Below are 26,663 nucleotides of genomic sequence, written 5' to 3'. Positions count from 1 at the left end.
CTGCGGGGACTATATGAATATCTATGTTATTACCAATAATAATTTCATGCTTGTAGGTCTGAAATGTATGTTCAGCGACAACAGCCTCTCCGTCAACAGGGTTGTGTTTTCACGGGTCAGCGATATTGCCTTCAGCAACAGCGATGTGGTGATTGTGGAGTCAGAGCTGAACACCGGCGATGCCGAACGTCTCAAGTACCTACACATTTCACCGGTCAATCTTATCTTTTTATTAAAACCGGCGTCAGGAATGAGCGGGACAGGGCGTGAAGCGGTATGCATTGACACTGAATTAAGCGGTAATGAATATCTCATGATGAGGCAGGCGTTTAAAAAAATGGGGATCAATCTGAAGAGGGACAAGTTGTCATTTACCAAAAGAGAAACACATGTTATCAATATGATTTTAAATGGTTATTCGATAGATGAAATTTCCCGTAGCCTGCTGATCTCCAAAAAAACGGTTCAGTCTTTTGTCGGTATTGTTTTGCATAAACTGAATACCACCAAAATAAGTGGAATATACCGCAAAAAAAATCTCATCATCGACAGTTTTGCCAGGAGGAGCCTGCATCGTTAGGATGCCCTATAAACTAATGATCTGCTTATGGAAAGTCACTATTTCATATATTAAGTTTCAACTAAATTTGTTATAAATTATTTTATGTTGTTATGTTGAACGGGGTTTGATTATTGGTATGCTTCAGAAAAAATAAACATACATCATGGGTGCTAACATGATGAAAATATATGAAACTATAGTCATCAAATGATTTAAGCATACAATAAATAATATAGGATTATATCCTCTATCTGTGAATGGTGGGCGGCAGAGGAAAAACGGGATATATATTTATGCATTTCATCTTTTTATTATAAAAAACTGTTATGTAAATTCTGTAGCGGGAGGGGGTATGTTTAGTGAAGACGCACACTATGAATTTCTAAAAAGATATTACAGAGCGGAGTTTTTTGAAGGAAGAAATGGTTCCATTTGGGGAATAAATTATTCTTACAATTTGGCAAGGGTGGGTATGAATATGCTTGAAAGATATGGCTATGGGATAATATTAAAGCATGAATCTATCACTGGTGAAACCATTTACTATGATCGTAGTCTGACGATACTATTTGGTGACAGAATTACACAGGCCCTGGGAGGTCAGTATTGCAACAGAGAAATGAGAGAATAATGATTTAATATATTTTTTAATCGCTCGTTAAACATTGGAACTTTTCTCAGAACGTGACTGCAATGTCTTCAACGCATCTAACATGTCGTCGCCGTTCAGTGAGCGCTGCGATTATTTCTCTGTTGGTTTTCTGCGCCGCCGCAAAGAGCCATCACCGGCAGGGATCGCCTGTGAACGGTTGTTATCGCGTTTATCCTGAACATCAATCTAAATTGAAATGTCCGCATGTAGGTTATGTTTCAGCCTTTGCCGAAGATGTCTTTACTCCGGGTCTGAAGTTGCTGCAGGGCTTCCAGCATGTCGTTATGGTCCAGACTTCGTTGTGATTTCTTGCCGGGTTGTTTCTTTCTGCGTGAGGTCTGGCCGTCCAGTGATGGCAGGGCCTGTGAGCGGGTGTTGTCCCGTTTGTCCTGAACCAGCTTTATCATTTCCAGGGCACGTCCCAGACGCTTGTTGTCGATGATGGCGCCCTGGTCCAGTTCTCCCAGTCGGTCGTAAGTGGTAAAGGGCAGGGAAGTGCCGCTGGCCCGGAGCTCAATGTCACCATCCGGGTATTGCCATACCTCGATGTACTTCCCCTGAAAACGCCGGTTTTCTTCATTATCTTCAAGCAGATAAAGCTTTTTATCATACTGTAATGTCAGGTTTTTCGAGACCTTACGCTGCTCGCGCCAGGTGAATGTCGCCTGCAGGTTTTCGCCATTATCCAGCTGGCGATGTACGTCAAAATCGTGACGTGGCGGCTTTGCAAACCGACGGTTGTAATCTTCCATGAACTCATCAGCAAAGGCGTTTGCAGCCTCAGGTGTGCTGATACCGCGGAGCCGCAGTTCCTTGACCAGGCGGTCCTGTAATGTCAGATGAGCCCGTTCAACACGCCCCTTGGCTGAACTGGTGTTGGCACAGATACCAGTGATATTCAGCTCGTTCATGGCACGACCAAACTGAGTCTGGCCATCTCCGCCGGTGGCCTGCTTGTTGTTGATCCTGAAGACGCTGGCTTTGTCGCTGTAGAATGCCAGAGGCTTACCGTAGCGCTCCAGATATCCCCGGGTGGCTTCAAAATAGGTGAACGTGGACTCCGAACTGACGAACAGAAGCTGCATCAACCGACTTGTTGCATCATCAACGTAAACGAGCAGCGTGCAGGCCGGACCACGGTCCTCGAACCAGCGATGTTCACTGCCATCAATCTGGATGAGTTCGCCGGTGCAGGCCCGACGTGGGCGTGGCTGATGCACACGAGGTGGCCGTAACTTACGAGGGATCCATAAACCATCCCGGGTCATAAGCTTACGTAGGGGTTTGACGGTCAATGATGTAAAAAACCACGCCAAGACGATAACTTTCTGTTTTTAATGAATTAACATAAGCCTCTGTGTTAGTGAGGTTTTTCCCGATGATACCCTTGATAAACTAAGTCGGGGTCTGAGGGCCAATGGAACGAAAACGTACGCTAAGGAAATAACCAATTGTTATAATTGATATTATTCATTCTTCTCTATGAACTGAAAGCCCGCACTAAGCAATGTTTTAGCCTCAAATGACTTTTTTACCTACCCAACTAACGTAACGATCGCACATCAGGTCGTTTTTCAACCGCATAGTGACACCTGCACTCACATGCGAGAAAACACATATGATTTTGACTTCTTGTTTTGGTGGAGAGACAATACCCATTCATAGCAGGAGTACATAATGCCAGAAATTGCATCCCTACAACTTTTCAAAATACTATCTGATGAAACCCGCCTGGGTATCGTGCTACTGCTCAGGGAGATGGGGGAGCTGTGCGTATGCGATCTCTGCACAGCGCTGGAACAATCACAACCCAAGACCTCCCGCCATCTGGCGATGCTTCGGGAAAGTGGCCTGTTGCTGGATCGCAAGCAGGGGAAATGGGTTCATTATCGCTTATCCCCGCATATTCCTTCCTGGGCTGCCCTGGTGATTGAGCAGGCCTGGTTAAGTCAACAGGACGACGTACAGGCCATCGCCCGTAAGCTGGCATCGGCCAACTGCTCTGGCAGCGGTAAGGCTGTTTGTATCTAAAAATTTTGCCTGTACATATATGTTTTTACGAATATGAGGTGTTAAAGATGAAAATGTTAACGGTGTTTGATCCGGCGATGTGCTGCAGTACCGGCGTTTGTGGTTCAGATGTCGATCAGGTTTTGGTCAATTTTTCTGCTGATGTGCAATGGCTGAAAGGGCGTGGGGTTCAGATCGAACGTTATAACCTGGCGCAGCAGCCTATGAGCTTCGTTGAGAACGAAAAAGCGAAAGCATTCCTTGAGGCTTCTGGAGCTGAAGGGCTTCCGCTGCTGTTGCTTGATGGTGAAACGGTGATGGCCGGGCGATACCCAAAACGCGCTGAACTGGCTCGCTGGTTTGGTATACCGCTGGAAAAGGTGGGTTTAGCTTCCACCAGTTGCTGTGGTGGTAAAACTTCCTGTTGTTGAGTATGTCAGGAGGACATATGAAATTCTTAGAGAATATCCCGTCTTACCTGTTTTTCACCGGTAAGGGAGGTGTAGGCAAAACTTCGATTTCCTGCGCAACGGCTATACGTCTGGCTGAACTGGGAAAGCGTGTTCTGCTTGTCAGTACCGACCCGGCTTCCAATGTCGGTCAGGTATTCGATCAGACTATCGGTAACACTATCCAGCCCGTGACTGCTGTGTCTGGTCTTTCGGCTCTGGAGATTGACCCGCAGGACGCCGCCCAGCAATACCGCGCCAGAATCGTTGACCCTATTAAAGGTCTTTTGCCTGATGACGTTGTTAACAGCATCAGTGAACAGCTTTCAGGAGCTTGTACGACAGAGATCGCTGCATTCGACGAGTTTACTGGCTTACTGACTGACGCTTCTCTGCTGACCCGCTTTGATCACATCATTTTTGATACTGCCCCAACTGGCCACACTATTCGCCTTCTTCAGCTTCCCGGAGCCTGGAGCAGCTTCATCGAAAGTAACCCGGATGGTGCTTCCTGTCTTGGTCCAATGGCTGGGCTGGAAAAACAACGCGAGCAATATGCTCATGCGGTTGAGGCATTATCCGATCCTGAACGAACTCGCCTTGTGCTGGTCGCGCGATTGCAAAAATCAACACTGCAGGAAGTCGCTCGTACTCATGACGAATTATCAGCTATTGGCCTTAAAAATCAGTATTTAGTCATTAACGGTGTCCTGCCTGCGAGCGAAGCAGAACGTGATGCACTGGCCGCTGCAATATGGCAACGGGAGCAAGAGGCGCTGGCAAATCTTCCTGCCGGGTTATCTGATTTGCCGACAGACAACTTATACCTGCAGCCGCTGAACATGGTTGGTGTATCCGCATTGAAAGGCCTGCTCAACGAACACGCTGAGATAACATCGCTTCCTGAACAAAGCCCACAGAACAAGCCAGAGAATATGTCGTTGTCTGTCCTGGTTGATGATATCGCCCGCAGTGAACACGGTTTGATTATGCTGATGGGCAAAGGTGGTGTGGGCAAAACCACAATGGCTGCGGCTATCGCCGTCAGTCTGGCGGATAAGGGTTTTGATGTGCATCTCACCACCTCAGATCCTGCTGCACATCTCAGTACAACGCTCAATGGCAGCCTCAAAAATCTGCAGGTCAGCCGAATCAACCCTCACGATGAAACTGAACGCTATCGTCAGCATGTTCTTGAGACGAAAGGCAGGGATCTGGATGAGGCTGGGAAACGGCTGCTCGAAGAGGATTTACGTTCTCCTTGCACAGAAGAGATTGCGGTGTTCCAGGCGTTTTCACGCGTAATTCGTGAAGCTGGCAAACGGTTTGTGGTCATGGATACGGCACCTACCGGGCATACGCTATTACTGCTTGATGCTACCGGGGCTTATCACCGTGAGATTGCCAGGAAGATGGGGGATAAAGGTCATTTTACCACTCCGATGATGCAGCTTCAGGACCAGGAACGTACCAAAGTTTTGCTGGTCACTCTGCCTGAAACCACACCTGTACTGGAAGCGGCAAACCTGCAGTCCGATCTTGAACGTGCGGGGATTCATCCCTGGGGCTGGATTATCAATAACAGCCTTTCGATTGCACAGACGCAATCGCCGCTGCTTTGCCAGCGCGCCCTACAAGAGCGTCCTCAAATCGAGGTTGTGAAAAACCAGCATGCAAGCCGCATAGCGTTAGTACCGGTAATGGCTGCAGAGCCCACTGGCATCGAGAAACTCAGAGAGCTGGTTGTTTAATTTTTTTTGTATATACAGGGCGGCAAAGCCGTCCTGTCTGGAGGATTTATGTTACTGGCAGGCGCTATTTTTGTCCTGACCATCGTTTTGGTTATCTGGCAACCGAAGGGATTAGGGATCGGCTGGAGTGCGACGCTGGGCGCGGTACTGGCGCTGATCTCTGGCGTAGTCCATTTTGGTGATATCCCTGTAGTGTGGAATATTGTCTGGAATGCGACGGCGACCTTTATTGCCGTGATTATTATCAGCCTTCTGCTCGATGAATCGGGCTTTTTCGAATGGGCGGCGCTGCACGTTTCACGTTGGGGTAACGGTCGCGGGCGTTTGCTGTTTACCTATATCGTTTTGCTCGGCGCAGCGGTGGCGGCACTGTTTGCCAACGATGGTGCGGCATTGATTCTGACGCCAATTGTTATCGCCATGCTGCTTGCATTAGGTTTCAGCAAAGGCACTACGCTGGCATTTGTCATGGCCGCCGGGTTTATTGCCGATACGGCCAGTCTGCCGCTTATCGTGTCCAACCTGGTTAACATCGTTTCTGCAGACTTCTTTGGGCTGGGTTTCACTGAGTATGCGTCGGTAATGGTGCCGGTGGATATCGCAGCCATTATCGCCACGCTGGTGATGCTGCATCTGTTCTTCCGCAAAGATATTCCGCCAACTTACGACCTGGCTCTCCTGAAAGCACCGGCAAAAGCGATTAAAGATCTGGCAACCTTCAGAACCGGCTGGATAGTGTTGATCCTTCTTCTGGTTGGCTTTTTCGTCCTTGAGCCGTTGGGTATCCCGGTCAGTGCGATTGCTGCTGTAGGGGCTGTCATTCTGTTTGCGGTGGCGAAGCGAGGCCATGCCATTAACACTGGCAAAGTGCTTCGCGGTGCGCCATGGCAGATCGTCATATTCTCTCTGGGAATGTATCTGGTGGTCTATGGTCTGCGTAATGCCGGACTAACAGAATACCTCTCCGGTGTGTTGAACGTGCTGGCAGATAAAGGACTTTGGGCCGCGACGTTTGGTACTGGCTTCCTGACGGCTTTCCTCTCTTCCATCATGAACAATATGCCTACCGTGCTGGTTGGTGCTCTCTCTATTGATGGCAGCACTGCAACAGGCGTTATCAAAGAGGCGATGATTTTTGCCAACGTGATTGGCTGCGATCTTGGACCGAAAATTACACCTATTGGTAGCCTGGCAACGTTGCTCTGGCTGCATGTCCTTTCACAGAAGAACATGACCATCACATGGGGATACTATTTCCGCACCGGGATCGTCATGACTCTGCCTGTGCTGTTTGTAACGCTGGCCGCGCTGGCGCTACGTCTCTCTTTCACTTTGTAATGAGATACTGATATGAGCAACATCACCATTTATCACAACCCAGCCTGCGGCACGTCGCGTAATACGCTGGAGATGATCCGCAACAGCGGTATCGAGCCGACCGTTATTCTTTACCTTGAGACTCCACCTTCACGCGATGAGCTGCTCAAACTCATTGCGGATATGGGCATTTCCGTCCGGGCTTTGCTGCGTAAGAACGTCGAGCCGTATGAGGAACTGGGTCTTGCAGAAGATAAATTTACTGACGACCAGCTCATCGACTTTATGCTACAGCATCCGATTCTGATCAACCGTCCGATCGTAGTGACGCCACTGGGAACTAAACTTTGCCGTCCTTCAGAGGTTGTTCTCGATATCCTTCCAGATGCCCAGAAAGCGGCTTTCACCAAGGAAGACGGTGAAAAAGTCGTTGATGATTCAGGTAAAAGACTGAAATAAAGACGAAGGGGGCATTTGCCCCCTTCATTATTACTTCGCCATTTCTTCCAGCAGGTCAATACCAACCGGCTCTTCGCTCTGTAGCGCTGTTAATGCAATACGCTTTGCATACTGCTCTTCCACATCAGAGATGAGAGGCAGCTCGCGGTTCGCCCTGATCTTCAGGAAAGGCGAAGACGGTTGAGCAGCTGCCAGGCTGTTATTAACGACCCATGCCCACGGCTCGATGCCAGCTCGGCGTAGATCCTGCTGCAGGTTAGCGGCTTCCAGTACAGGTGTCGTTTCGGCAAGCGTCACGATAATCACCTTCGTCTTCTCCGGGTCTGCTGCTTTTTCGCTATCACCTGTCTTCGATGTCAGAAAGCGAGAGAATTCGGCTTCATGCTGTCGCCAGAACACACTCATGCAATTGTTGAATGCCTTTACATCACTCATGTTCGTCCTCAAATTTTGCTCAGATTAACCCGGCTCTCATCTTCCAGAATTTTATAAACAGTGGAACGGGCAATACTGAGCCGGCGGGCAATATCTGTTGCACCAGTTCCCTGCTGATGAAGTGCCAGTACACTATTTCTGTCGATGATGCGCTTTCGGCCAAACCGGATACCTTTCAGCCTGGCCTCCTGCCGTCCTTCGTTCGTACGCTCCAGAATCCTCCTGCGTTCGGCCTGGGCTACAGCTGAAAGAATGGTCACAACCATTTTCCCCATTTCACCGTCGGTGCTGATCCCGTCGTCTATGAATCGGACCGCGACTCCCTGAGCGTCGAATTCTTTTATCAGTTGGATCATATCGGCAGTGTCGCGGCCAAGCCGGTCGAGTTTCTTCACCAGGATGACGTCACCTTCCTCCACCTTCATTCGCAGCAGATCCAGTCCTTTCCTGTCGGTAGAACTGCCGGATGCTTTGTCGGTAAATATGCGACTGGCTTTCACCCCCGCCTCTTTAAGCCCCTTGATCTGAATATCGAGGGACTGCTGGCTTGTTGATACCCGTGCGTAACCAAAAAGTCGCATAAAAATGTATCCTAAATCAAATATCGGACAGTGGGTGTCTGTTATAACAAAAAATCGATTTAATAGACACCTAGACAACACCATTTTAGTGTGTCCGAGAATTTATAATATTTCGGACGGTTGCGAAATTGTTAATTCATGACCATCAGGCAGGGAGGCCGGTATGCCCGTCGATTTTCTGACCACTGAGCAGGAACTGAATTATGGTCGCTATGTTGCAGAACCCAATGACGTGCAGCTGGCGCGCTATTTTCATCTTGATGAGCGGGATCTTGCCTTCATTAACCAGCGGCGGGGAAGGCATAACCGGCTGGGAATTGCGCTTCAGCTCACCACCGCCCGTTTTCTGGGCACCTTTCTGACAGACTTAACCCGGGTTCTGCCAGGTGTTCAGCAATTTGTCGCGGTGCAGCTTAATATTCGCCGTCCAGAAGTCCTTACCCGCTACGCAGAACGGGTTACCACCCTCAGAGAGCATACTGCGCTGATTAAGGAATATTACGGTTACCATGAATTTGGCGATTTCCCCTGGTCTTTCCGCCTGAAGCGCCTGCTGTACACCCGCGCATGGCTCAGTAATGAGCGACCCGGCCTTATGTTTGATTTTGCCACCGCGTGGCTGCTTCAGAATAAGGTCCTGCTGCCCGGAGCAACCACACTTGTACGTCTCGTCAGTGAAATACGCGAACGGGCAAATCAGCGGCTGTGGAAGAAACTGGCCGCGTTGCCGGACAGCTGGCAGACCGCCCGCGTGACGGAGCTTCTGGACATTCCTGAGGGGCAGCGTACTTCACCGCTGGAGCAACTGAAAAAGGGACCGGTCACCGTCAGCGGCCCGGCATTTACCGAAGCGCTGGAGCGGTATATCCGGCTGCGAAACCTGGAATTTTCCCGACTGAATTTTACCGGTCTGCCTGCTATACAACTGCGTAATTTGGCCCGTTACGCAGGCATGGCGTCGGTAAAATATATCGCGCGAATGCCACAGCAGAGAAAACTGGCCGTACTCACAGCATTCGTTAAAGCGCAGGAGACTGCGGCGCTGGATGAGGCCGTTGATGTGCTCGATATGCTGATACTGGATATCACTCGTGCGGCGAAGAAAACGGGGCAGAAAAAACGGCTCAGGACGCTTAAAGATCTTGATCGTGCTGCGCTAATATTGGCGCGGGCATGTTCATTGTTGCTGGATGAACAGGCTGACGATGCTGAACTGAGGGAGACCATATTCAACAGCATACCGAAAAGCAGGCTGGCAGAATCCGTCTGCAAGGTAAATGAGCTGGCCCGGCCTCAGAACAACAATTTCCATGACGAAATGGTGGAGCAGTACGGGCGGGTAAAGCGCTTTCTTCCGGCGGTATTGCGCGACCTGCATTTCCAGGCAGCGCCAGCCGGAGAACATACGTTGTCCGCCATTCATTATCTGACCGAACTGAACTGCTCGAAAAAGCGCATCCTGGACAATGCGCCTGAACATATTATTACCGGCCCCTGGAAACGCCTGGTATACGATGCGGAGGGCCGGATACAGCGTGCCGGTTACTCGCTTTGTCTGCTGGAGCGCCTTCAGGATGCACTACGTCGAAGGGACATCTGGCTCGAAAACAGCGATCGCTGGGGAAATCCCCGCGAGAAGCTGTTGCAGGGGGAAGAATGGCAGGCTCAGCGGGTCCCCGTTTGCCGGGCGCTGGGACATCCCACTGATGGACATAAAGGCGTGCAACAGTTGGCGGTCCAGCTAGATGAAACCTGGAAAACCGTCGCATCCCGCTTTGAAGGAAATGCGGAGGTTCATATTTGCCATGACGGTAAACATCCTTCCCTGACTATCAGCAGCCTGGAGAAACTGGAGGAGCCAACATCGTTGCATCGTCTCAACAGTCGGGTAAGGCTGCTACTCCCGCCAGTAGATTTGACGGAACTGTTGCTTGAAATAGATGCCAGAACGGGATTTACACGTGAGTTTACGCATGTCAGTGAATCCGGGGCCCGGGCACAGGATCTGCACATCAGCCTGTGCGCGGTCCTGATGGCAGAGGCCTGCAATATCGGGCTGGAACCGCTGATAAAGCACAATATACCGGCGCTGACGCGCCACCGGCTTAGCTGGGTAAAACAGAATTACCTCCGGGCAGAAACGCTGGTCAGCGCCAATGCCCGCCTGGTTGATTTTCAGTCCACACTGGAGCTTGCTGGCCGCTGGGGTGGTGGCGAAGTGGCTTCAGCTGATGGCATGCGCTTTGTCACGCCGGTGAAAACCGTCAATTCAGGACCTAACAGAAAATATTTTGGTTCCGGACGTGGCATCACCTGGTACAACTTCGTCTCTGATCAGTACTCTGGATTCCACGGCATCGTTGTCCCCGGCACATTACGAGATTCCATTTTTGTGCTGGAAGGCCTTCTGGAGCAGCAGACAGGGCTGAATCCGGTTGAGATCATGACAGACACAGCCGGTACCAGCGACATTATTTTTGGCCTCTTCTGGCTGCTGGGATACCAGTTTTCCCCCCGGCTTGCCGATGCCGGTGAAGCGGTATTCTGGCGAGTGGATAAATCGGCAAATTACGGTGCACTGGACGAACTGGCACGTGGTTGTGCCGATCTGTCGAAAGCCGAGGATCAGTGGGATGAGATGATGCGAACCGCCGGTTCGCTGAAACTGGGCACCATTCATGCTTCAGAACTCATTCGCTCTTTGCTGAAAAGCTCGCGCCCATCAGGGCTGGCACAGGCGATCATGGAAGTGGGGCGCGTCAACAAGACGCTGTACCTTCTTAATTATATTGATGATGAGGATTATCGTCGGCGGATCCTGACGCAGCTAAACCGGGGGGAAGGCCGCCATGCTGTGGCGAGGGCGATCTGCTACGGGCAGCGCGGTGAGATCAGAAAGCGCTATCGTGAAGGTCAGGAAGATCAGCTGGGGGCACTGGGCCTGGTCACTAACGCAGTGGTACTGTGGAACACACTTTATATGCAGGAAGCCCTGAGCTGGATACGCAGTAATGGAGAAGAAATCGGGGTTGAAGATATCGCCCGGTTGTCCCCACTGATGCACGGGCATATCAATATGCTGGGGCATTATACGTTTACGCTACCGGAGGATATTTTGAAGGGGGAACTGAGAGAACTAAATTTCAATTTAAACAATGAATTAACTTCTTAGCGTACGTTTTCGTTCCATTGGCTCTCAAACCCCGCGGACGGAGAAGCTCGCGAAGTGCGTTACTCATAGCCACTTGGCCTTCTTGAAGCGCATGAACAGGAGAAGGCAGAACACCGCTATCACTCCGAGCACGACGAAGTAGCCATATGGCGTGTCCAGTTCCGGCATGTGCTTGAAGTTCATGCCATATATTCCGGCGATCGCCGTCGGGACCGTCAAGATCGCCGCCCAGGCCGCGAGCTGGCGAGTGACCACACCGATCCTTTGCGCTTCCAGAAGGCTGCTGGCCTCGAAGACCGTGGACAGGACAAGCAGGAGGCCGTCGACCATGGACTGCACGCGGTGGACATGGTCCGCGACGTCGTGGAAATATGGTGTCATTTCGGCGCTGATGCAGGGAAAGTGGCCGCGAACGAGCTTTCGCACCAGCTCGGCCATAGCCCCGAGCGTGCGCTGGAACCGCGTGAGTTCGGACCTTAGTTCGAAGATTCGCGCCACCTCTTCTGGCCCGAGGAAATCGTGCAGCGACCGTCGCTCCATCGCCAGGACGTCGTCCTCGATCATTTCGAAGATGGGCAGATACTGGTCGACCACTCGGTGCAAGATCGCGTGCAGCACATAGTCGACACCCTTGCCGAACTGCGTCGGCGATGCCTCGAGTTGCTCCCGAAGTTTGCCCAGCGCTCCGGCATTGCCGTGCCGCACGGTGATAAGGTGATTGTGACCGGTGAAGATCGCCATCTTGCCGTAGCTGATCCGGTCGCCGACCAGCTCGGCGGTCTGGGCGACGACGTACAACTCATTGTTGTAGACCTCGAGCTTGGGCGGGCACAGCGGGTGCATGGCGTTGTCGATCGCCAAAGGATGGAGGTTATACGTCGTCTGGATCGCGCTGAGTTCGTCTGCGGTGGGCTCGCTAAGCGCGATCCAGCAGAAGCCCGAGCGATTCTCGTTTAGTTCGACGTGCTCATCGAGCCTGATTTCACGGACTCGCTTACCTTCGTTGTAATAATATGCGGCGATAATGGTCATGCAGGCCTCGCAGGAATTCGCAGGCCACGCTGTACAGCCGGTCGCGCCAGCCCGCGTTCGAGCCATGCCTGCACGTTCGAATAGCTGCTTAGGCCGAGGATGTCGCCCGCTGCGTAGAATTCGACCAGCGCATTCACCCAGCCAAACGTCGCAATGTCCGCGATCGAGTAATCATCGACAATCCATTCGCGGCCCTCCAGCCGGTGATCCAGGACCCCGAGAAGACGCCTGGATTCATCAACAAAGCGCTGCCGAGGTCGCTTGTCCTCATAGTCCTTGCCGGCAAATCGCAGGAAAAAGCCTAGCTGTCCGAAGGTCGGCCCAACGCCCGACACCTGAAAGAACACCCAGGCCAGAGTCTCGTACCGCTGGGCGGGTGTTGTTGAGATGAGCTGCCCCGTCTTGTCGGCCAGATAGATGAGGATCGCACCGGTTTCCCATATGCCAATGGGCTGGCCGTCAGGGCCAGCCGGATCGATGATCGCGGGTATGCGGCCGTTGGGATTCAACGACACGAACGCTGGATCCTTCGACTCGTTGTTCGAGATGTCGACGAAGTGGGGCTCATACGGCAGGCCAGTCTCCTCCAGCATCATCGAGACCTTGACGCCGTTGGGCGTGGGGGCCGCGTATAGTTGCAAGCGATCCGGATAAGATGCTGGCCAGCGCTGCGTGATGGGAAAGGAGGAGAGGTCTGTCATATCTGGATCCTGGCACTGCGACGGCGGCTGAATGGAATGATCTGCTTCAAGGCCGGGTTCGACGACCGCGTCGATTGACGCGGTCGTCGGAGGTTGCGAACCGGATCGGCGCGGCACTAACGGCAGCGAAGCCTATTCCGCTGCAGCCCCGGCCGCAGGGCTCACATCGCCGGCCTCATGCCGCTTTGGAAGAACCCAGTCGGGACGGACGAAGTGGCAGGTGTAGCCGCCCGGCCGCTTCTCCAGATAATCCTGGTGATCGGGCTCGGCCTCCCAGAACTCGCCGACCGGCTGGACCTCGGTCACCACTTTGCCATCCCACAGCCCCGAGGCATCCACATCGGCGATCGTATCCTCGGCGACGCGCTTCTGCTCCTCGTCGACATAATAGATGCCCGACCGGTAGGAGAGCCCACGATCATTGCCCTGGCGGTTCAGCGTCGTCGGATCGTGGATCTGGAAGAAGAATTCCAGGATGTGCCGGTAGCTCGTCACTGTCGGGTCGAAGACAATCTCGATCCCCTCGGCATGCGTGCCGTGATTACGATACGTGGCGTTCGGAATATCGCCGCCCGTGTAACCCACACGGGTCGAGATGATGCCGGGCCGCTTGCGGATCAGATCCTGCATGCCCCAGAAACATCCTCCTGCGAGAACAGCGCGCTGATGCATGTTAAGCCTCCTCTACTTGATCGAGATATTCACCGTATCCCTCGGACTCCATCTCGTCGCGCGGGATGAAGCGAAGGGACGCAGAGTTGATGCAGTAGCGCAGACCGCCGCGGTCGGAAGGACCGTCCGGGAAAACGTGGCCCAGATGGCTGTCGGCGTGTACCGACCTGACCTCCGTCCGGACCATGCCGTGTGCACTGTCCCGCACCTCGTTCACGTTTGCCGGAACGATCGGCTTGGTGAAGCTGGGCCAGCCAGTACCCGAATCGAACTTGTCCGTTGAAGCGAACAGCGGCTCTCCCGACACTATGTCGACGTAGATGCCAGGCTCCTTGTTGTCGTTGTGCTCACCCGTGAAGGGCCTTTCGGTCCCCGAATCCTGGGTAATCCGGCGTTGCTCGGGGGTCAGGCGGTCAACTGCTGCCTGTGACTTCTCAAACTTCATGATAGTCTCCAATAATTAATCTAGAGAGCTCGACACACTGTCATTTATCTTTGCAGTCATTGCGCCGACTATAGCATGCGCCCCAGATTTATCCAATACGCTGCGCGTATAGTTTCCATAGCGCCGAAGCTCTTCACGTCGTGATTCAGTTCCACTCATACCGGGCTGCCAGCTGCGCGATGTTCCGTATCTCGACCGTTGCCGTGGAGCCGGATACTGTCGCGATCACGACTTCGCGCTCCAAGACAAATCCGTCGATCGGCCGAGTGACGAGGCCTTGCACGGTCGGCGATCGTTCCGGAAGAATGCATATGGCGTGGCCGTCAGCGACGACCCGTTGCACCCAGTCCTCGCGATCTGATCGAAAGCGAGGTCGCATGAGCAAGTCCCGTCGCGCGAAGTGATCGAGGATCCGATCGCGAAACTCGCATTTCAGGCGATCGACGAAAGGAAACTCGAGCAGGTCTTCGCCGCGCACGATCTCGTTGGCAGCCAAGGGATGGTTTGCAGAACAGCCGAGCACGAAGCGCTCCCGAAATAGAGGATGCACATCCAGCTTGCGTTCCGGTCTTGTTTCACGCGGCATGATGCACGCGTGGTATTTTCCTGAAAGCACCTCCGATGTGTCCTCGTTCGACTGGAGCGAGTGCAGCTTGATTTCGATGGATGGCATCTCCGCCAATGCGCTCTCGAAGAATGCCGTAAATTCCTTTGGTCCGACGGTGGGCGCGACGGCGACATCCAGCACGCGGTGCCCCCCCATCGCCCAGTGCTCCGAGTGATTGCGAACGCTCTTCATCGCGACCACCATGCGCCGGAATTCTGCCTCGACGTCATGGCCAAGGCCAGTCAGGCGGCTGTTCTTCCCGTCGCGATAGATCAGCGGCCCGCCAAGCTCATCTTCCAAGCGGCGGATCGCGCGGGTCAGACTTGGCTGTGACACACCGCTCAAGCGAGCGGCCGCTGTGAAATTCAGCGTCTCGGCCAAGTTGATGAAATAGCTGACTTGATTGAGTTCCATAGTCCTTTGGCCCACGCGCCTGACTGATACCTCTTCCGTGAGACCGCCTTTGGAACGCAGGTCGCAGAAGTATGCTTGGCGCATATAATCATGATATAGGGGCTTGTCTATATGCGCCAGACATATAAATGATAGCCTGAGATGACGATTACCGGTTGGCGGTGCGCTCCGCTCAGCTCCGTCGAAGGTTCTGAGAGCGCAACCGCCAAGCCGCGTGCTGGAGGTTTGATGGACATGGCAGGAAGATCATTTACGTTTGTCAGTGGGGCTGGCTCTCCGCTGTCCGGGCACCTCGAACCGCCGGAAGGGACGCCGCGGGGCTGGGCGATCTTCGCCCACTGCTTCACGTGCGGGAAAGACAGTCGCGCCGCTGTTCACATCTCGCGCGCGCTGTCGCGTGCGGGCATCGGGGTCTTGAGGTTCGATTTCGCCGGGACCGGGATCGGCGGTGGGACGGGAGAACCTGTGAACTTCGCGTCGGACGTCGAGGACCTTCGGGCCGCCGCAAATGCGATGGCGGCGGCGGGCATGTCACCGTCCCTCCTCGTCGGGCACAGCCTGGGTGGCACCGCTGCGATCGTAGCCGCCGCCGACATGCCTGATATTGCGGCGGTAGCGACGATTGGTGCGCCGGCCGACCTTCAGCATATCTTGCGCCTCTTCGGACCGAATGATCTGGACACCATCGCGAGCGAGGGCGAGGCCTCGGTGGAGATTGCCGGTAGGCCCTTCCTCATTCGCCGAGGGTTCCTTGAGGCGGTTGAGGGGATCGACGTCGAGAAGGCCATTGCCTCCCTGCGACGGCCGGTGCTGGTCATGCACTCTCCGCTGGATCAGGTGGTCGGCATCGACCACGCGTCGCGCATCTTCGTCGCGTCCAGGCACCCTAAAAGCTTCATCTCGCTCGACAACGCGGATCACCTTCTCACCGACGTCGCGGACGCGAACTACGCCGCGGCCATGGTGGCGGTTTGGGCGAGCCGCTTTCTCCCACCACTCAGCGCGGATCTTCCGCAGATCGAGGTTGCGGAGGGCGTCGTCGCCACCGAAACTCTTGCAGGGACGTTCCAGCTCAAGGTCCGCAGCGGCGAGCACACTCTGTTCGCCGACGAGCCAGCATCGGTCGGTGGCCTCGGGACCGGACTATCTCCCTACGAACTCGTATCTGCCGGCCTCGCAGCCTGCACGGTGATGACGATGCGTCTCTATGCGAACCGCAAGGGCTTTCCGCTCGAACGGGCGAGCACGACCGTGCAGCACGAGAAGGTGCCGGACATGATGCCACCCGACCGGTTCACCCGCACCATTGTCCTCGATGGGCCGCTGAGTGATGATCAGCGCGCTCGGATCCTCGCGATCGCTGATCGGTGTCCCGTCGATCTGAGTCTCATCCGGGGTTCGGACGTGCAGACCGAGCTCTTGAGCGCCAGTCAGGCTGCGGATCCCGCGAGGCTGGCTTGACCGTGGCGCACACGGAGGAGGGCGAACGGACTGTGAGCCAATCGCCTACCGGCAATAGGGCGGCCGCGACAGAGCGAGCAATTCTCGCAGGCGGCTGCTTCTGGGGCATGGAGGATTTGCTGCGCCGAGCCAGGGGAGTCATTTCGACGCGTGTCGGTTACACAGGCGGAGAAATGCCTGATCCGACCTACGCGAGACATTACGGCCATGCGGAAGCAGTGGAAGTGACCTTCGACCCTTCCGTTCTCGCCTATCGCTCGCTCTTGGAACTCTTCTTCCAGATACATGACCCCACGACCTACGAGCAACAAGGCAGCGATGTCGGTCCGAGCTATCGATCGGCGATTTTCTACACCACCGAAGTGCAGAAGGAAGTCGCCCTCACAACCATCGCGGAAATCGAGGCATCAGGAAGCTGGCCTGGCCCGGTCGTGTCGGAGATCAACCCAGAAGAACCCTTTTGGGAGGCGGAGCCAGAGCACCAAGAATACCTGGTGCGCTATCCTGGGGGCTATAGCTGCCACTTCGTGCGCCCGACCTGGCGGTTGGACCGCTCAGACGAACGCCCAGCTGTAATACTTGACAGAAAGAGTTGATGATGACCGAAACCGTGACTAATCAGGCCGCCTGGCAGAAAGCGCCGGGGCAGCCACTGAGGATCGGTGTCACCGCTCTGCCGCATCTGGCGGCGAACGAGATATTGATCCGCAACGCGGCCATCGCGATCAACCCACTCGACTGGATTCTGCAGGACGTCGCGCTTTTGCCATGGCTCGACTATCCCGCGATTCTCGGCAGCGACGTCTCCGGTGAGGTCGCGGCGGTCGGTGGCGCGGTCGAGCGGTTCAAGGTCGGCGATCGAGTCATCGGACAGGCGGTCGGGACAACCGTAAATCAACCTGCGCAGGGTGCGTTCCAGCACCACACGATCGTGCTGGACCACATGGCGGCGCCGATCCCCAACAACATTGCCTTCGCTGATGCGGCAGTCCTCCCGCTTGGCCTTGGCACCGCCGCAAGCGGGCTCTACGGACGGACACAGTTGGCTCTCGCGCCACCGTTACACTCGCCGACCGCGCGTCCAGAGGTCGTTCTGGTCTGGGGTGGATCGTCGAGCGTTGGCTGCAACGCCATCCAGCTCGCGGTGGCGTCGGGCTACAGGTGCGTCGCCACCGCTTCGGCGCGCAACGTCGGCCTGTTGAAGGAGCTGGGTGCAAGCGAGGTTCTTGACCACTCGAGTCCAGCCATCGTGGAAGACGTGATTGAGGCAATGCGCGGGCGCAGTCTCGCTGGAACGCTTCACGCGACCGGTCACATGAAAGACTGTTTTGCCGTAGTTGCGAGATGCGAGGGCTCGCGCCGGGTGGCAGCGACGCTGGCCCCGCCCGACGAGCGTTCATTTGGAGTCGAGGCGACGCACATCTCCGGGACGAGCCTCAAGGATGACGAGGTTGGTCCAATGATCTACCGCGAATTCCTGCCGCAGGCTCTCGCGGCGCGCACGTTCGTCCCCGCCCCTCCGGCGAAGATCGTGGGCCAGGGCCTTGAAATGCTCCAGGCTGCCTTGGAAGCCCTGAAGGCGGGTGTATCCGCAGCGAAAATCGTCGTTACCCTGCCTTGAGTGACCAGCCAGGCGGTTTTTCGCGTTCGCAGTCTGAGGTGGCCCGCACTTTGCCGATTGGGAAGCTCTACCGGGAAAACGCGTGTGGGACGCGCGCTGCGCTCCTGCCGGAGCATGCGTTCCCGAAACCTGTTCCCGACTGCTTTTCCCCGAAACTACCTATCGGACATAGAGAAATGGGAATGCAGCGAGTGGTTTGAACGGCCGCTTCCGAAACCGCGTTCCGATCAATTGAGCGGCTAAAAGTGGGGCGATCACCGACATATTAGAATGAGACCGCCATGCCCGATCGGCCGGCTTGACGCGTAGCCAAAAGAATGCGGCTGATGGTAGGCTCGCTGACATTATGAAGCCCCGCCATCTGAGCAGCGTTGAGCTGCCGCAATTGCGAGTCTCCTACGCGTCGTCGTTCTTCTCGCGGTCCACACCTCGCTCATGCAATTCGGCATCGACGGGGCAGTTCGTGCAGCCCTCGTAGCAGCACAAGCGGCAGATGCGGTATGACTGCTCGAGGTTTTCCAAGCGATTTCGGAGAACGCGTTCAGCGATGTCCGATAAGGTTTTCAGTTCGTCTGGATTAAGGATCGATAGCCCTTCGGCAATCACTTGATCGCGCGAGGCCAGGACCTCGTCGCTCGCGACCTTGCCAGTTGGAGTAAGATAGAGGGATCGCGCGCGCCCGTCTGTCGAATGCTCCCTACGCTCGATCAATCCCTCGCTTACCAATCTATCCACCAGGCGAACAGTTCCAGCATGTGAAAGGCCCACCCCGATCGCAAGCATACGGATCGAGAGCCCGGGCTTGTGCGCGAGCAACGCCAGCGCTGAGGCGGCGGGTCCAGCTTCCGGCGCCCGCGATGAACTAGCGCGAACGATGTCGTCGCTGATCATGAGTGCGAACGCCCCGAAAATGTTTCGATCTCGAGGTCCATCCATTGCCACATCTATATGTGCGCGGAGCATAGACAGCAAGCCATACCGTGGTCCTCTTCCTCCGCGCGGCTTGTGGAAAATGTCCTGTTTTAGAAGGGTTTCGGAGGATTTCGACTGATCGAGCGCGCCGAAAAAAACGGGTCCGGCTCGTTAAGGCCGCGGAACCGTTGATACCTGGCGGCTATAGGGCAAGCCTTTTCGCTCGGAATCGCCGTAGGTCGCGCCCGAGAATCACTCCGCGTCAGCGCTGTCATCCAGGCCGCGCAGGTGCAGATCAGCGAGACCTAGCTTGCCCCCGGCGTCGCACTTCCATCGTGTCACCGCGCGCGATCACGATTGTATCAATCCCATTGAGGAACAGTCCGTGCTCCACGACGTCGGGGATTGCGGCGAAACGGGCGAAGACCGCGTCGCCATGCAGCTGAGCGCCTCCGGGCTCGATATCGCGACGGAGCATCCATGCCCCGCGGAGGTTCTGCAGGATTTGCACGCCCGCCGTCACGAGAGGACCACAGTCACGAGAGCACAAGCGCCCCTCTGTGGCGGACCGAAGCACGCAGCAGCACGAGGGACGCCGCTAGCAGAACTGCGTCCTTCAGTAGAAACTGCCCTGGTGCAGCCGAAATCGCAGGAAAGCCGCCGGCAGTCTGCTCCGCGACACCTGGAGTGGTGATGAAAAAGGTCAGCGTGATCAGATAGGTCGCTGCTGACATTAGTGCGCCTAGCGCAGAGAAGAGTGGACGAAATGCACCAAGGATCAGAACGAGACCGGTCGATAACTCGATAACGCCGATGAAATAGCTTTGCCCCTGCGTCCCGAACATGCCGAGCCAATTCATGATCGGGCTGTGTTCGATAAACGGGGCGATACCATAGGCCTCGTACGCTGTGAACTTCATCGCGCCGAACCACAGAAATACGATCACGAGAGCCCATCTAAGCAGGCCAAGATCCCTCCGACCGTGCTCGGGGACAAGAAATTCATAACGGTCGAAAATGCTCATCTAAAATTCCTCAACAGTGGTCCCGTGGGAACGTCACGAACGTCGTCTACGTGCTTCGGGCAGGCGTTGCAGTATATGCGCGACGCATATACCATATACTAATAAGCGAGATATGTCGAGCGGCTGGCTCGCGCTTCGCTGCCTCACGAAGCCATCCTCATCGGCGATGCCTTTACCCAGCAAACGCGCGACCTTTGCGGGATTTTGACTTGATGGGGCTGGCGCTCCGGGTGGGCCTATAGCCCGTTGGCAAACGTCCAGCCTGTACGGATGGACGCGGCCCTGGACGAGATAACCATGCCCACCGAAATCGTAGCAGCGATCGGCGAAGGCGCGCTCGCTTATCGAGAGAGCGGCATTCTCTCACTGGCAGATGGCAGAGTATTCTCCGCGTGCCGGCAGTATCGCTATCGCTTGAGCGAGGACAGTGTTGTCGTCGAGTTCGCAGACGGACCTCATATCGGGACGCAGTTCCTCAGCTTGAGTTTCTCGCGGACGGATACCGGGTTGGAAGCGAGTGGCGTCTATGCCTGCGGAGACGACACCTACCATGCAACCTACAGGATTCTGGGGCCGGCGGCCTTTGAAGTGGTCATCATGGTCCAAGGGCCTGCAAAGGCATACGAGCTAGTCAGCCGATATTCCCGGTCGGGATAAATGCTCATGTCAGGAGGGCAAGTCCTCTGTTGCCCTTATCATGGCCGTGAAAGGCAGCGCCGGAATAACTTACCACGCGCTGCAAATCCGAAGACGATTGTCGTCGTCATCAGAAGGTAGGCGACTATCCCACCAGGTGAAAGAGTCGGAACCGCTGCGAGGATCAACCCATCATTCCCGCCGGGTATGAGCGCGATGCCGATACCCATCAATGTGCCGCCGACGACAGATCGCAGAATGCCATTGGCTGTCGGCAGTTGGAGACGCAGATTGCCTTGGCGAAAGGAGGCGGTTAGGGCGCCTGCGATCGAAGAGATCACCGCAGTGAGCGCGACCTCGCCGGCCGGGGACATTCTGAGAGGAAGGGCGCGTTGAATCACGTCTGCGAAGGTCCAGGCCGGCGAGAGTGCATATAGAAGTCCGCCAGTGATACCGAGTCCAATCATCGAAGCGCCGAACGACCAACCCGGCTTTGTTCGCAGAACGCTCTTCGTGGAAACGAAAACGAGTGCCAGCACGAGCACAACTAGGAAGGCTAGGAGAGTAACGAGGCCTGTTGCGCTCGGTTTGGAGATTAAGCTTGGCCATGTTGAATCGTAGCCGAACCTGCCATGGTCGGCAGCCAAGATACCAATCGTTAATCCCAAGGGTAGAGCTAGAAGTCGCATCTCCCCATCCCCAAGCCGCGCCAGCGATCCGAGCAGGCATGTGTCATTAATGAGTGCGCCGAGGCCGAAGGCGATGGCGCCGATGAGCAGGAGGAAATTGATGCTGGTCGAGGGTGCGAGTGTTGCGCCCAGTGTTCCCGTCCAGACTATCGGGACCGCAACCAGGCCTGCCGCTGCCGACGCTGCGAGAAATCCGACGAACATTTTCGGCGGCTGTCTTCTGTGTAACTCATGAGCGGCCACCACTAAACAGGTTCCGCCTTGGTTCGCCGCATATCCGAACCCGAAGGCAAGTACGCATAGAAGAAGTTCGAGCGCAAACGATCCCATTATTTCAAGCCTGCCTGATCATATCGTCAGCCTTCTGATGCGACGTTCCAGCGTGGCGAGCGCCCCGGCTTAGCTTTACCACGGGAAGGCGCGATCCTGCTGTAGCCGCACAGATGGCAAAGGCTGACCGAGCCATCTTTGTCGAAGCCGTTTGCCACAAGGAGCCGCTCCGACAGCATGCCTAGAATGTCGAGGTCATTGGGCGACAGGGGCGAAATACATTCGGAGATCACCTGCTCCCGTGCCTTGAGCAAGGCGTCCGTTATCTTCTTCCCCGAATTGGTGAGGTGAATGAAGCGCGCCCGCCTGTCGGTGATTTGTCTTCGTCGTTCCACCAACTGTTCGCGCTCGAGCCTATCGATCAATCGCACCGTCCCGGCATGAGAAAGCCCGATCGAGGTAGCCAAAACGCTGATCGGCAGTCCGGGCTCCATGCTGAGTAACACCATCACGGCGGTCCCCGGGCCGCTTGGTGAAAACGAGGCCGAGACACTGGCGATGCTGTCTGCAACGGCCAACGCGAGTGCACCTAAATGGTACTTGGCGACCTCAGGCTCCATACCGCAAGAATATATGCTTCGCGCATAGACTTCAAGCGTGTGAAAATGTATGACCGCCGCATGCATCTATGACAGATTCGGACATGGTCATGCTCATTGAGGGGCTCAGCTCGGATTCCACATCTGAGATCAACGGACGTGCTCGTTCCCCAGGCGCTAGCGGGGGTGGGCTCGATGAAAGTGGACGTGCATGGGTGCCGCTCACCGGGCGCAGGCGGTTCGCCGATGAGACCGCCGGTATGATCGGACGGGTCTCATGCCCGACCTGACTCTTGATCTCCGATACCTGAAGTACGCCGTTCAGGTCGCCGAGGCCGGCAGCTTCCGCCGAGCGGCGGAGCGCCTATCGATATCGCAATCCACCGTCAGCCGACGTGTGCAGCTGTTTGAGCGCCAACTTGGCTTTTCTCTCTTCAAGCGTACGCGAGCGGGGGCAGGGCTGACTCCAGAAGGTGAGCGCTTCCTTCAACAAGCGGTGGTGGGAGCGCGCTACCTTCGTAACGCCGCAACGGAGATCCGCTCCGCGCGGAAACTCAAGACCGGGCTCGTGAGGTTTGGAATGCTTGAAGCGTTCCCGGCGTGCCCGATCATCAACATTCTCTCGGCATTCAGAAATAGACATCCGACGATCGAGGTAAAGCTTGAGGAAGGCACTTCAGAAGAAAACACTTTGGGGGTGAAGCGCGGATTACTGGACGCAGCAATCAGCCTGAGTGCGAGCAAGAGCCCTCAGTTCCAAGTTCGACGTCTCTGCGAACCAGATCTGTTCGTGGCATTGTCCCCGCTTCACGAGTTGGCAGCACGGCCACAGCTGTCGTGGGAGGACGTTTGTGACGAAGTCTTCCTCGTTCGCTCGGATGGCGCTGGGCGTGAGCTCGCTGGCATACTCCGGCGCATGGTGGGCGCCGGAGACGGAGCGGTTCAACTCTCGATCCAACAAGTCAGCCGAGAAACCCTGCTGACGATGGTCGAACAGGGCTTCGGCTTGACCATCACCAGCGTGATCTACCGGCCGGATATCGCGTTGATCCCGCTCCCATCGGCGCGGGCGCCGACGGCCGCTATAATTTCTTCCAGTGACAACGACAACCCGACTCTGCCGCTGCTGCTGAAGTGTTTCGACACCCCCTCTAGAGCGGGGACCACGGATTAATCGGCGCTCCCCGGCGTCAACGTTCGCCTGGCTTTGGCGAAGCCACGGTCTGTCGCGATGAACCGTTGTAACATCGGGACGATTAACCGAGCTGGGTCAACAGCGGACTGACCTTGCTCTCGGCCCAATAGGTGGGCGTAGTCAACAAGGTCCTGGTGGAGAGCTGCAGGTAGCTCGACCTGTACCTTAAGCGGCTTGTCGTCCGCGATGGGGCCTAGCTTAAGCTTCGACATCATCACCCTCCATATGGCTCCAGTACCAAGTCTCGCGTCACGAGAACGCGCACGGGAAATCCGGGCCGAATAGTGATCGTGGGCGCGACGTTGAGCTGACGCCTCACAATCTGCTGCCCTGCGTCGTTGATGGTGTCCTGCCCACCGTTCCGGATCGCCTGAACGAGCTGATCGTCGTTGTCGACCGCGAGTTCGGCGCCGACGCTCAGCAGTGTCGACAATCCCGCAGCCTTGGCCAGATCCCACCAATGGTAATCGACGCCATCCTGCAGCCCGGCGAACCCTTCAGCGTCAGCACCAGGCTGGCGCTCGAGAACGATCGAGCGCCCGTTCGGGAAGACGAGCCGAGTCCAGACGAGCAGGACTCGGCTCTGGCCGAACTGCACGTTGTTGTCGTACTGCCCGACCACACGAGTGCCTTGCGGCACAAGCAAGATACGGCCGGTTGGGCTGTCGTAGATGTTTTCGGTGACCTGCGCGGTGATCTGGCCGGGTAGATCGGATCGGATGCCGGTGATCAGCGCCGCGGATATCACTGCTCCCGCCTGAAGGACGTTCGGCGATACTGGCGCAGCGACGCGATCGGGCGCAACCGTCCTGCGATCGGCCGCGGCGTTCAGAAACGCGTTCTGCCGGTCCTGCGCCGAGGGCGTGGCGGGCGGCGGAGCGAGGCCAATGCTCGCCAAATCCGGCACCGGCGCGAGCGCTGGGGCAGCTCCCGCAGCAGCGGGTGTGCCCCGGCTTTCCGATCCGGAGAAGAGACGGCTGGTGCGCGCGGTCTCGATTTCCTGAAGGCGGCGCTGCTCTTCCGGGCTGATGCCGGGATTGGGCGTGGCCGTCCCGGGTGTGGGCACCGGCTGTCCGCGATCCTGGGTACTAAGGATCGGCCGGCCGAGGTCACCGGGAAGAGGGGGACCGAGCTGTGGCACGCCACTGTAATCTCGCGGCAGGCCGGCCAGTCCGTCAGCGGTCGAGCGGTTCTCGGTCGAATAGAGTTCGTCGTTCGGCCGACCGGCGTCGCGGGTCTGAAGCGCGTAGATCAGCGCACCTCCGAGCCCGACGCTGGCGACAAGACCGAGGCCGGCGAGAACCTTCCGCGACAACCGGGTGACGCGGGGCGGTTCGGCCCGCAGCCGCATCGGCGCAGGCCCGACCGGCTCGCCGGTCAGGGGCTGCGCATCGTCGTCCGGCACTTCCTCAATCCGGGGCGGGTTCTCGCTCACGAGGTCGGCCTCCCGTCTGTGCGGACGATCCTGACGCGCTTCTGCTCGCGGCCGGAGCCGAAGCGAAGTTCGGCAGCCGCGAACAGACGATCAACGATCATGTGGTGGCCGCGAACGCGATAGTTCACGAGCTCAGAGGTGTTGCCCTCGGGGCCGACGACGAAGAGTGGCGGCATCTCGCCCTGACCGATGCCGCGCGGAAACTCGATAAAGACCTGGCGTCCGTCGTCGAAGGCGCGCAGCGGCCGCCACGGCGCACGGTCGCCCTCGATCGCATAGCGGAAGTTGACGTTCGCGAGATCGACGCCGCTCGCCACCGGCTGGGCCGCCTGCGCCTCGGCGTTCTGACGGCGCAGCGCAATGAGCTGGTCTTGCGGATACTGCCATGAGACCGACGCCATATAGGTGCGCTCTGTCGAGCGCAGCTCCATGTGATAGGTGCGCATGTTGGTGTTGATGACGAGGTTTGTCATCAGGTCGGCGCGGGTGGGCTTTACTAGGATGTGGATCTGGCGCGTTGCCCCCGATCCGCTCTCGGTGTCGCCGATGATCCAGCGCACTGTGTCGCCGGCGGCCACCGGGCCTGCGCCGACAAGCTGCTCCCCGGGTTGGAGCGCGATGTCGGTGATCTGCCCGACGGCGGTATAGACTTGATAAAGCGCCCCTTGAGTCCACGGGTAGACCTGCATCGAGTTAATGAAGCCGTCGCGCACCGGCTGGACTCGTGCCGCCTCGTTTGCCTGGTTGACGCGAGCGGTCGGATTAGAAGGCTCCGGGGCACGCCGCGTCTCCTCCACACGCTGCAATTGGCCAGGCAGCGGCAGCGGCCGGGGCAGCTCGACCACGGTGACCGGCGCGGGTGGATCGACGGTCTGCACCGCCGGAGCCGCATTGTCGTAGGAAATCTCCGGCGGCGGATTGGTGGTCGCGCAGCCCGCGAGCGCGGTCGCCGCTAGCAGAACGACCGGGAATGCGGCTCTACGGAGAGCCGGGAGTACGTGTGTGTGTGAAGCCGGGTTTCCGGCTTTACGGAAATACGGCTTCATTGCCCAAGCTCCCGTGACCAGTTGATGGCGTTGACGTAGATGCCGAGCGGGTTCGCCCTGAGCCGGTCGGCGTTTCGGGGGATCTGCACGACGATCGTCAGGATCGCGGTCCAGCGCGTGGTCTCGGCGAGCTGGCCATTTTCGTATCGGCGCTCGACCCAGGCGACGCGGAAGCTGTCCGGGGACGCGCGGATGACGCTGGAGACGTCGACAGCGACCTGCTGCCGGCCGACCCGTGTAAAGGGGTCGTTGGAGCGGGCGTAGTCATTGAGCGCCATGGCGCCGCGGTCAGTCGTGAAGTCGTAGGCGCGCAGCCAGGGGTCGTCTCAGAAAACGGAATCTATGGTCACTCCCGTTTTTGCAACACCGATTTTGACGACAAGTTGGCTTGCTTGAATCTATCCGGCGTCTGAATGGGATTTTATTCCCGCGCCTTGATGAGTTCCGCGCCTGATGAACCTCCAGAAAATATACGGCTTCAATGAGCCTTTCCGTTTTACAGGTTCCTCAACAGG

26 protein-coding genes and 4 pseudogenes are annotated in these 26,663 nt (G+C 56.4%); 13 read left to right on the top strand and 17 right to left on the bottom strand.

Annotated features, from left to right (window positions below):
* The first annotated feature begins 13 nt into the window (after nt 1–13).
* Both HV261_RS23910 and HV261_RS23905 read left to right on the top strand, forming a co-directional pair.
* Nucleotides 14–580 (top strand): LuxR C-terminal-related transcriptional regulator, encoded by a 567-nt coding sequence (locus HV261_RS23910; protein ID WP_004197678.1) that lies wholly within the window; start codon nt 14–16, stop codon nt 578–580.
* Nucleotides 581–914: 334 nt separating this feature from the next.
* Complete coding sequence (locus HV261_RS23905; RefSeq protein ID WP_004197671.1) at nt 915–1,193, top strand: hypothetical protein; 279 nt, start codon at nt 915–917, stop codon at nt 1,191–1,193.
* A 27-nt stretch (nt 1,194–1,220) separates the two neighbouring features.
* On the opposite strand, the pseudogene HV261_RS23900 reads toward HV261_RS23905, so the two are convergent.
* Nucleotides 1,221–1,394, bottom strand: a pseudogene (locus HV261_RS23900) (ISNCY family transposase); the annotation flags it as partial.
* Between the two features lie 38 nt (nt 1,395–1,432).
* Nucleotides 1,433–2,494: pseudogene (locus tag HV261_RS23895) on the bottom strand (ISNCY family transposase); the annotation flags it as partial.
* A 397-nt stretch (nt 2,495–2,891) separates the two neighbouring features.
* On the opposite strand from HV261_RS23895, the gene arsR reads away from it, so the two are divergent.
* Genes arsR through arsC form a run of 5 tightly spaced genes read left to right on the top strand, consistent with a single transcriptional unit; the run spans nt 2,892 to nt 7,200 of the window.
* Nucleotides 2,892–3,245, top strand: a complete 354-nt coding sequence (gene arsR, locus HV261_RS23890) for an As(III)-sensing metalloregulatory transcriptional repressor ArsR (RefSeq protein WP_001114073.1) — start codon at nt 2,892–2,894, stop codon at nt 3,243–3,245.
* A 47-nt stretch (nt 3,246–3,292) separates the two neighbouring features.
* Entirely contained in the window at nt 3,293–3,655 is a 363-nt protein-coding gene (gene arsD, locus HV261_RS23885; RefSeq protein ID WP_000783215.1) for an arsenite efflux transporter metallochaperone ArsD, read from the top strand.
* Nucleotides 3,656–3,672: 17 nt separating this feature from the next.
* A complete protein-coding gene (arsA, locus tag HV261_RS23880) occupies nt 3,673–5,424 on the top strand; it encodes an arsenite efflux transporter ATPase subunit ArsA (protein WP_001556710.1) in 1,752 nt (583 codons plus the stop codon).
* A gap of 48 nt (nt 5,425–5,472) precedes the next feature.
* Nucleotides 5,473–6,762 (top strand): arsenite efflux transporter membrane subunit ArsB, encoded by a 1,290-nt coding sequence (arsB, locus tag HV261_RS23875; protein ID WP_000922630.1) that lies wholly within the window; start codon nt 5,473–5,475, stop codon nt 6,760–6,762.
* 12 nt (nt 6,763–6,774) lie between these two features.
* Entirely contained in the window at nt 6,775–7,200 is a 426-nt protein-coding gene (gene arsC / locus HV261_RS23870; RefSeq protein ID WP_000065758.1) for a glutaredoxin-dependent arsenate reductase, read from the top strand.
* 30 nt (nt 7,201–7,230) lie between these two features.
* Here arsC and HV261_RS23865 read toward each other — a convergent pair.
* A pseudogene (locus tag HV261_RS23865) lies at nt 7,231–7,524 on the bottom strand (ArsA-related P-loop ATPase); the annotation flags it as partial.
* Between the two features lie 119 nt (nt 7,525–7,643).
* The gene (locus HV261_RS23860) at nt 7,644–8,216 is read right to left on the bottom strand and encodes a recombinase family protein (RefSeq protein WP_001556711.1); all 573 of its coding nucleotides are present in this window, start codon (nt 8,214–8,216) and stop codon (nt 7,644–7,646) included.
* A 163-nt stretch (nt 8,217–8,379) separates the two neighbouring features.
* Between HV261_RS23860 and HV261_RS23855 the strand changes: the two genes are divergently transcribed.
* Nucleotides 8,380–11,388 (top strand): Tn3 family transposase, encoded by a 3,009-nt coding sequence (locus HV261_RS23855; RefSeq protein ID WP_012817690.1) that lies wholly within the window; start codon nt 8,380–8,382, stop codon nt 11,386–11,388.
* Between the two features lie 63 nt (nt 11,389–11,451).
* On the opposite strand, the gene HV261_RS23850 is transcribed toward HV261_RS23855, so the two are convergent.
* The 5 genes from HV261_RS23850 to HV261_RS23830 all read right to left on the bottom strand — a co-directional run bounded on the left by HV261_RS23850 (nt 11,452) and on the right by HV261_RS23830 (nt 15,259).
* Nucleotides 11,452–12,420, bottom strand: a complete 969-nt coding sequence (locus HV261_RS23850) for a magnesium and cobalt transport protein CorA (RefSeq protein ID WP_045269763.1) — start codon at nt 12,418–12,420, stop codon at nt 11,452–11,454.
* Entirely contained in the window at nt 12,417–13,121 is a 705-nt protein-coding gene (locus tag HV261_RS23845; RefSeq protein ID WP_004099038.1) for a glutathione S-transferase N-terminal domain-containing protein, read from the bottom strand. Before HV261_RS23845 ends, HV261_RS23850 begins: the two co-directional genes overlap by 4 nt.
* Before the next feature lie 132 nt (nt 13,122–13,253).
* Nucleotides 13,254–13,793, bottom strand: a complete 540-nt coding sequence (msrA, locus tag HV261_RS23840; RefSeq protein ID WP_004099036.1) for a peptide-methionine (S)-S-oxide reductase MsrA — start codon at nt 13,791–13,793, stop codon at nt 13,254–13,256.
* Between the two features lies 1 nt (nt 13,794).
* On the bottom strand, nt 13,795–14,238 hold the full coding sequence (gene msrB, locus HV261_RS23835) for a peptide-methionine (R)-S-oxide reductase MsrB (protein WP_004099035.1): 444 nt from the start codon (nt 14,236–14,238) through the stop codon (nt 13,795–13,797).
* A 145-nt stretch (nt 14,239–14,383) separates the two neighbouring features.
* Nucleotides 14,384–15,259, bottom strand: coding sequence for a LysR family transcriptional regulator (locus tag HV261_RS23830; protein ID WP_011191349.1), 876 nt, complete (start codon nt 15,257–15,259; stop codon nt 14,384–14,386).
* 228 nt (nt 15,260–15,487) lie between these two features.
* On the opposite strand from HV261_RS23830, the gene HV261_RS23825 reads away from it, so the two are divergent.
* The 3 genes from HV261_RS23825 (at nt 15,488) to HV261_RS23815 (ending at nt 18,341) form a co-directional block, all read left to right on the top strand.
* The gene (locus HV261_RS23825) at nt 15,488–16,720 is read left to right on the top strand and encodes a bifunctional alpha/beta hydrolase/OsmC family protein (RefSeq protein WP_045269764.1); all 1,233 of its coding nucleotides are present in this window, start codon (nt 15,488–15,490) and stop codon (nt 16,718–16,720) included.
* A 107-nt stretch (nt 16,721–16,827) separates the two neighbouring features.
* On the top strand, nt 16,828–17,316 hold the full coding sequence (gene msrA, locus HV261_RS23820) for a peptide-methionine (S)-S-oxide reductase MsrA (RefSeq protein WP_045269765.1): 489 nt from the start codon (nt 16,828–16,830) through the stop codon (nt 17,314–17,316).
* On the top strand, nt 17,316–18,341 hold the full coding sequence (locus HV261_RS23815; protein WP_004357654.1) for a zinc-binding alcohol dehydrogenase family protein: 1,026 nt from the start codon (nt 17,316–17,318) through the stop codon (nt 18,339–18,341). The genes msrA (HV261_RS23820) and HV261_RS23815 overlap by 1 nt, the downstream gene beginning before the upstream one ends.
* Nucleotides 18,342–18,737: 396 nt before the next feature.
* Here the strand turns inward: HV261_RS23815 and HV261_RS23810 are convergent, their stop codons facing one another.
* Both HV261_RS23810 and HV261_RS23800 read right to left on the bottom strand, forming a co-directional pair.
* On the bottom strand, nt 18,738–19,232 hold the full coding sequence (locus HV261_RS23810; RefSeq protein ID WP_004099028.1) for a MarR family winged helix-turn-helix transcriptional regulator: 495 nt from the start codon (nt 19,230–19,232) through the stop codon (nt 18,738–18,740).
* 557 nt (nt 19,233–19,789) lie between these two features.
* Nucleotides 19,790–20,278, bottom strand: coding sequence for a YkgB family protein (locus tag HV261_RS23800; protein ID WP_004099027.1), 489 nt, complete (start codon nt 20,276–20,278; stop codon nt 19,790–19,792).
* Nucleotides 20,279–20,575: 297 nt separating this feature from the next.
* On the opposite strand from HV261_RS23800, the gene HV261_RS23795 reads away from it, so the two are divergent.
* Nucleotides 20,576–20,935: a DUF6314 family protein gene (locus HV261_RS23795; protein ID WP_166479491.1), complete on the top strand. Its 360-nt coding sequence runs from the start codon at nt 20,576–20,578 to the stop codon at nt 20,933–20,935.
* 38 nt (nt 20,936–20,973) lie between these two features.
* Here the strand turns inward: HV261_RS23795 and HV261_RS23790 are convergent, their stop codons facing one another.
* Both HV261_RS23790 and HV261_RS23785 read right to left on the bottom strand, forming a co-directional pair.
* On the bottom strand, nt 20,974–21,933 hold the full coding sequence (locus HV261_RS23790) for a YeeE/YedE thiosulfate transporter family protein (RefSeq protein ID WP_004099025.1): 960 nt from the start codon (nt 21,931–21,933) through the stop codon (nt 20,974–20,976).
* A 26-nt stretch (nt 21,934–21,959) separates the two neighbouring features.
* Nucleotides 21,960–22,382: a MarR family winged helix-turn-helix transcriptional regulator gene (locus tag HV261_RS23785; protein ID WP_223296479.1), complete on the bottom strand. Its 423-nt coding sequence runs from the start codon at nt 22,380–22,382 to the stop codon at nt 21,960–21,962.
* 367 nt (nt 22,383–22,749) lie between these two features.
* Here HV261_RS23785 and HV261_RS23780 point away from each other — a divergent pair, with 367 nt between their 5' ends.
* Complete coding sequence (locus HV261_RS23780) at nt 22,750–23,646, top strand: LysR family transcriptional regulator (RefSeq protein ID WP_011191354.1); 897 nt, start codon at nt 22,750–22,752, stop codon at nt 23,644–23,646.
* Here the strand turns inward: HV261_RS23780 and HV261_RS23775 are convergent.
* The 4 genes and pseudogenes from HV261_RS23775 to trbF form a co-directional block, all read right to left on the bottom strand.
* A complete protein-coding gene (locus tag HV261_RS23775; RefSeq protein ID WP_026227538.1) occupies nt 23,643–23,879 on the bottom strand; it encodes a DUF2274 domain-containing protein in 237 nt (78 codons plus the stop codon). The genes HV261_RS23780 and HV261_RS23775 overlap by 4 nt on opposite strands.
* Before the next feature lie 2 nt (nt 23,880–23,881).
* Nucleotides 23,882–25,102, bottom strand: coding sequence for a TraB/TrbI/VirB10 family type IV secretion system protein (locus HV261_RS23770; protein WP_011191355.1), 1,221 nt, complete (start codon nt 25,100–25,102; stop codon nt 23,882–23,884).
* A complete protein-coding gene (gene trbG, locus HV261_RS23765) occupies nt 25,099–26,148 on the bottom strand; it encodes a P-type conjugative transfer protein TrbG (RefSeq protein ID WP_011191356.1) in 1,050 nt (349 codons plus the stop codon). Before trbG ends, HV261_RS23770 begins: the two co-directional genes overlap by 4 nt.
* Nucleotides 26,145–26,465, bottom strand: a pseudogene (gene trbF, locus HV261_RS23760) (conjugal transfer protein TrbF); the annotation flags it as partial. The pseudogene trbF and the gene trbG, both read right to left, overlap by 4 nt.
* Between the last annotated feature and the right edge of the window lie 198 nt (nt 26,466–26,663).

The sequence above is a fragment of the Citrobacter sp. RHBSTW-00671 genome (genome assembly GCF_014103415.1).
Classification (GTDB): Bacteria; Pseudomonadota; Gammaproteobacteria; order Enterobacterales; family Enterobacteriaceae; genus Citrobacter.
This window is presented reverse-complemented; position numbering and strand designations above follow the sequence as displayed.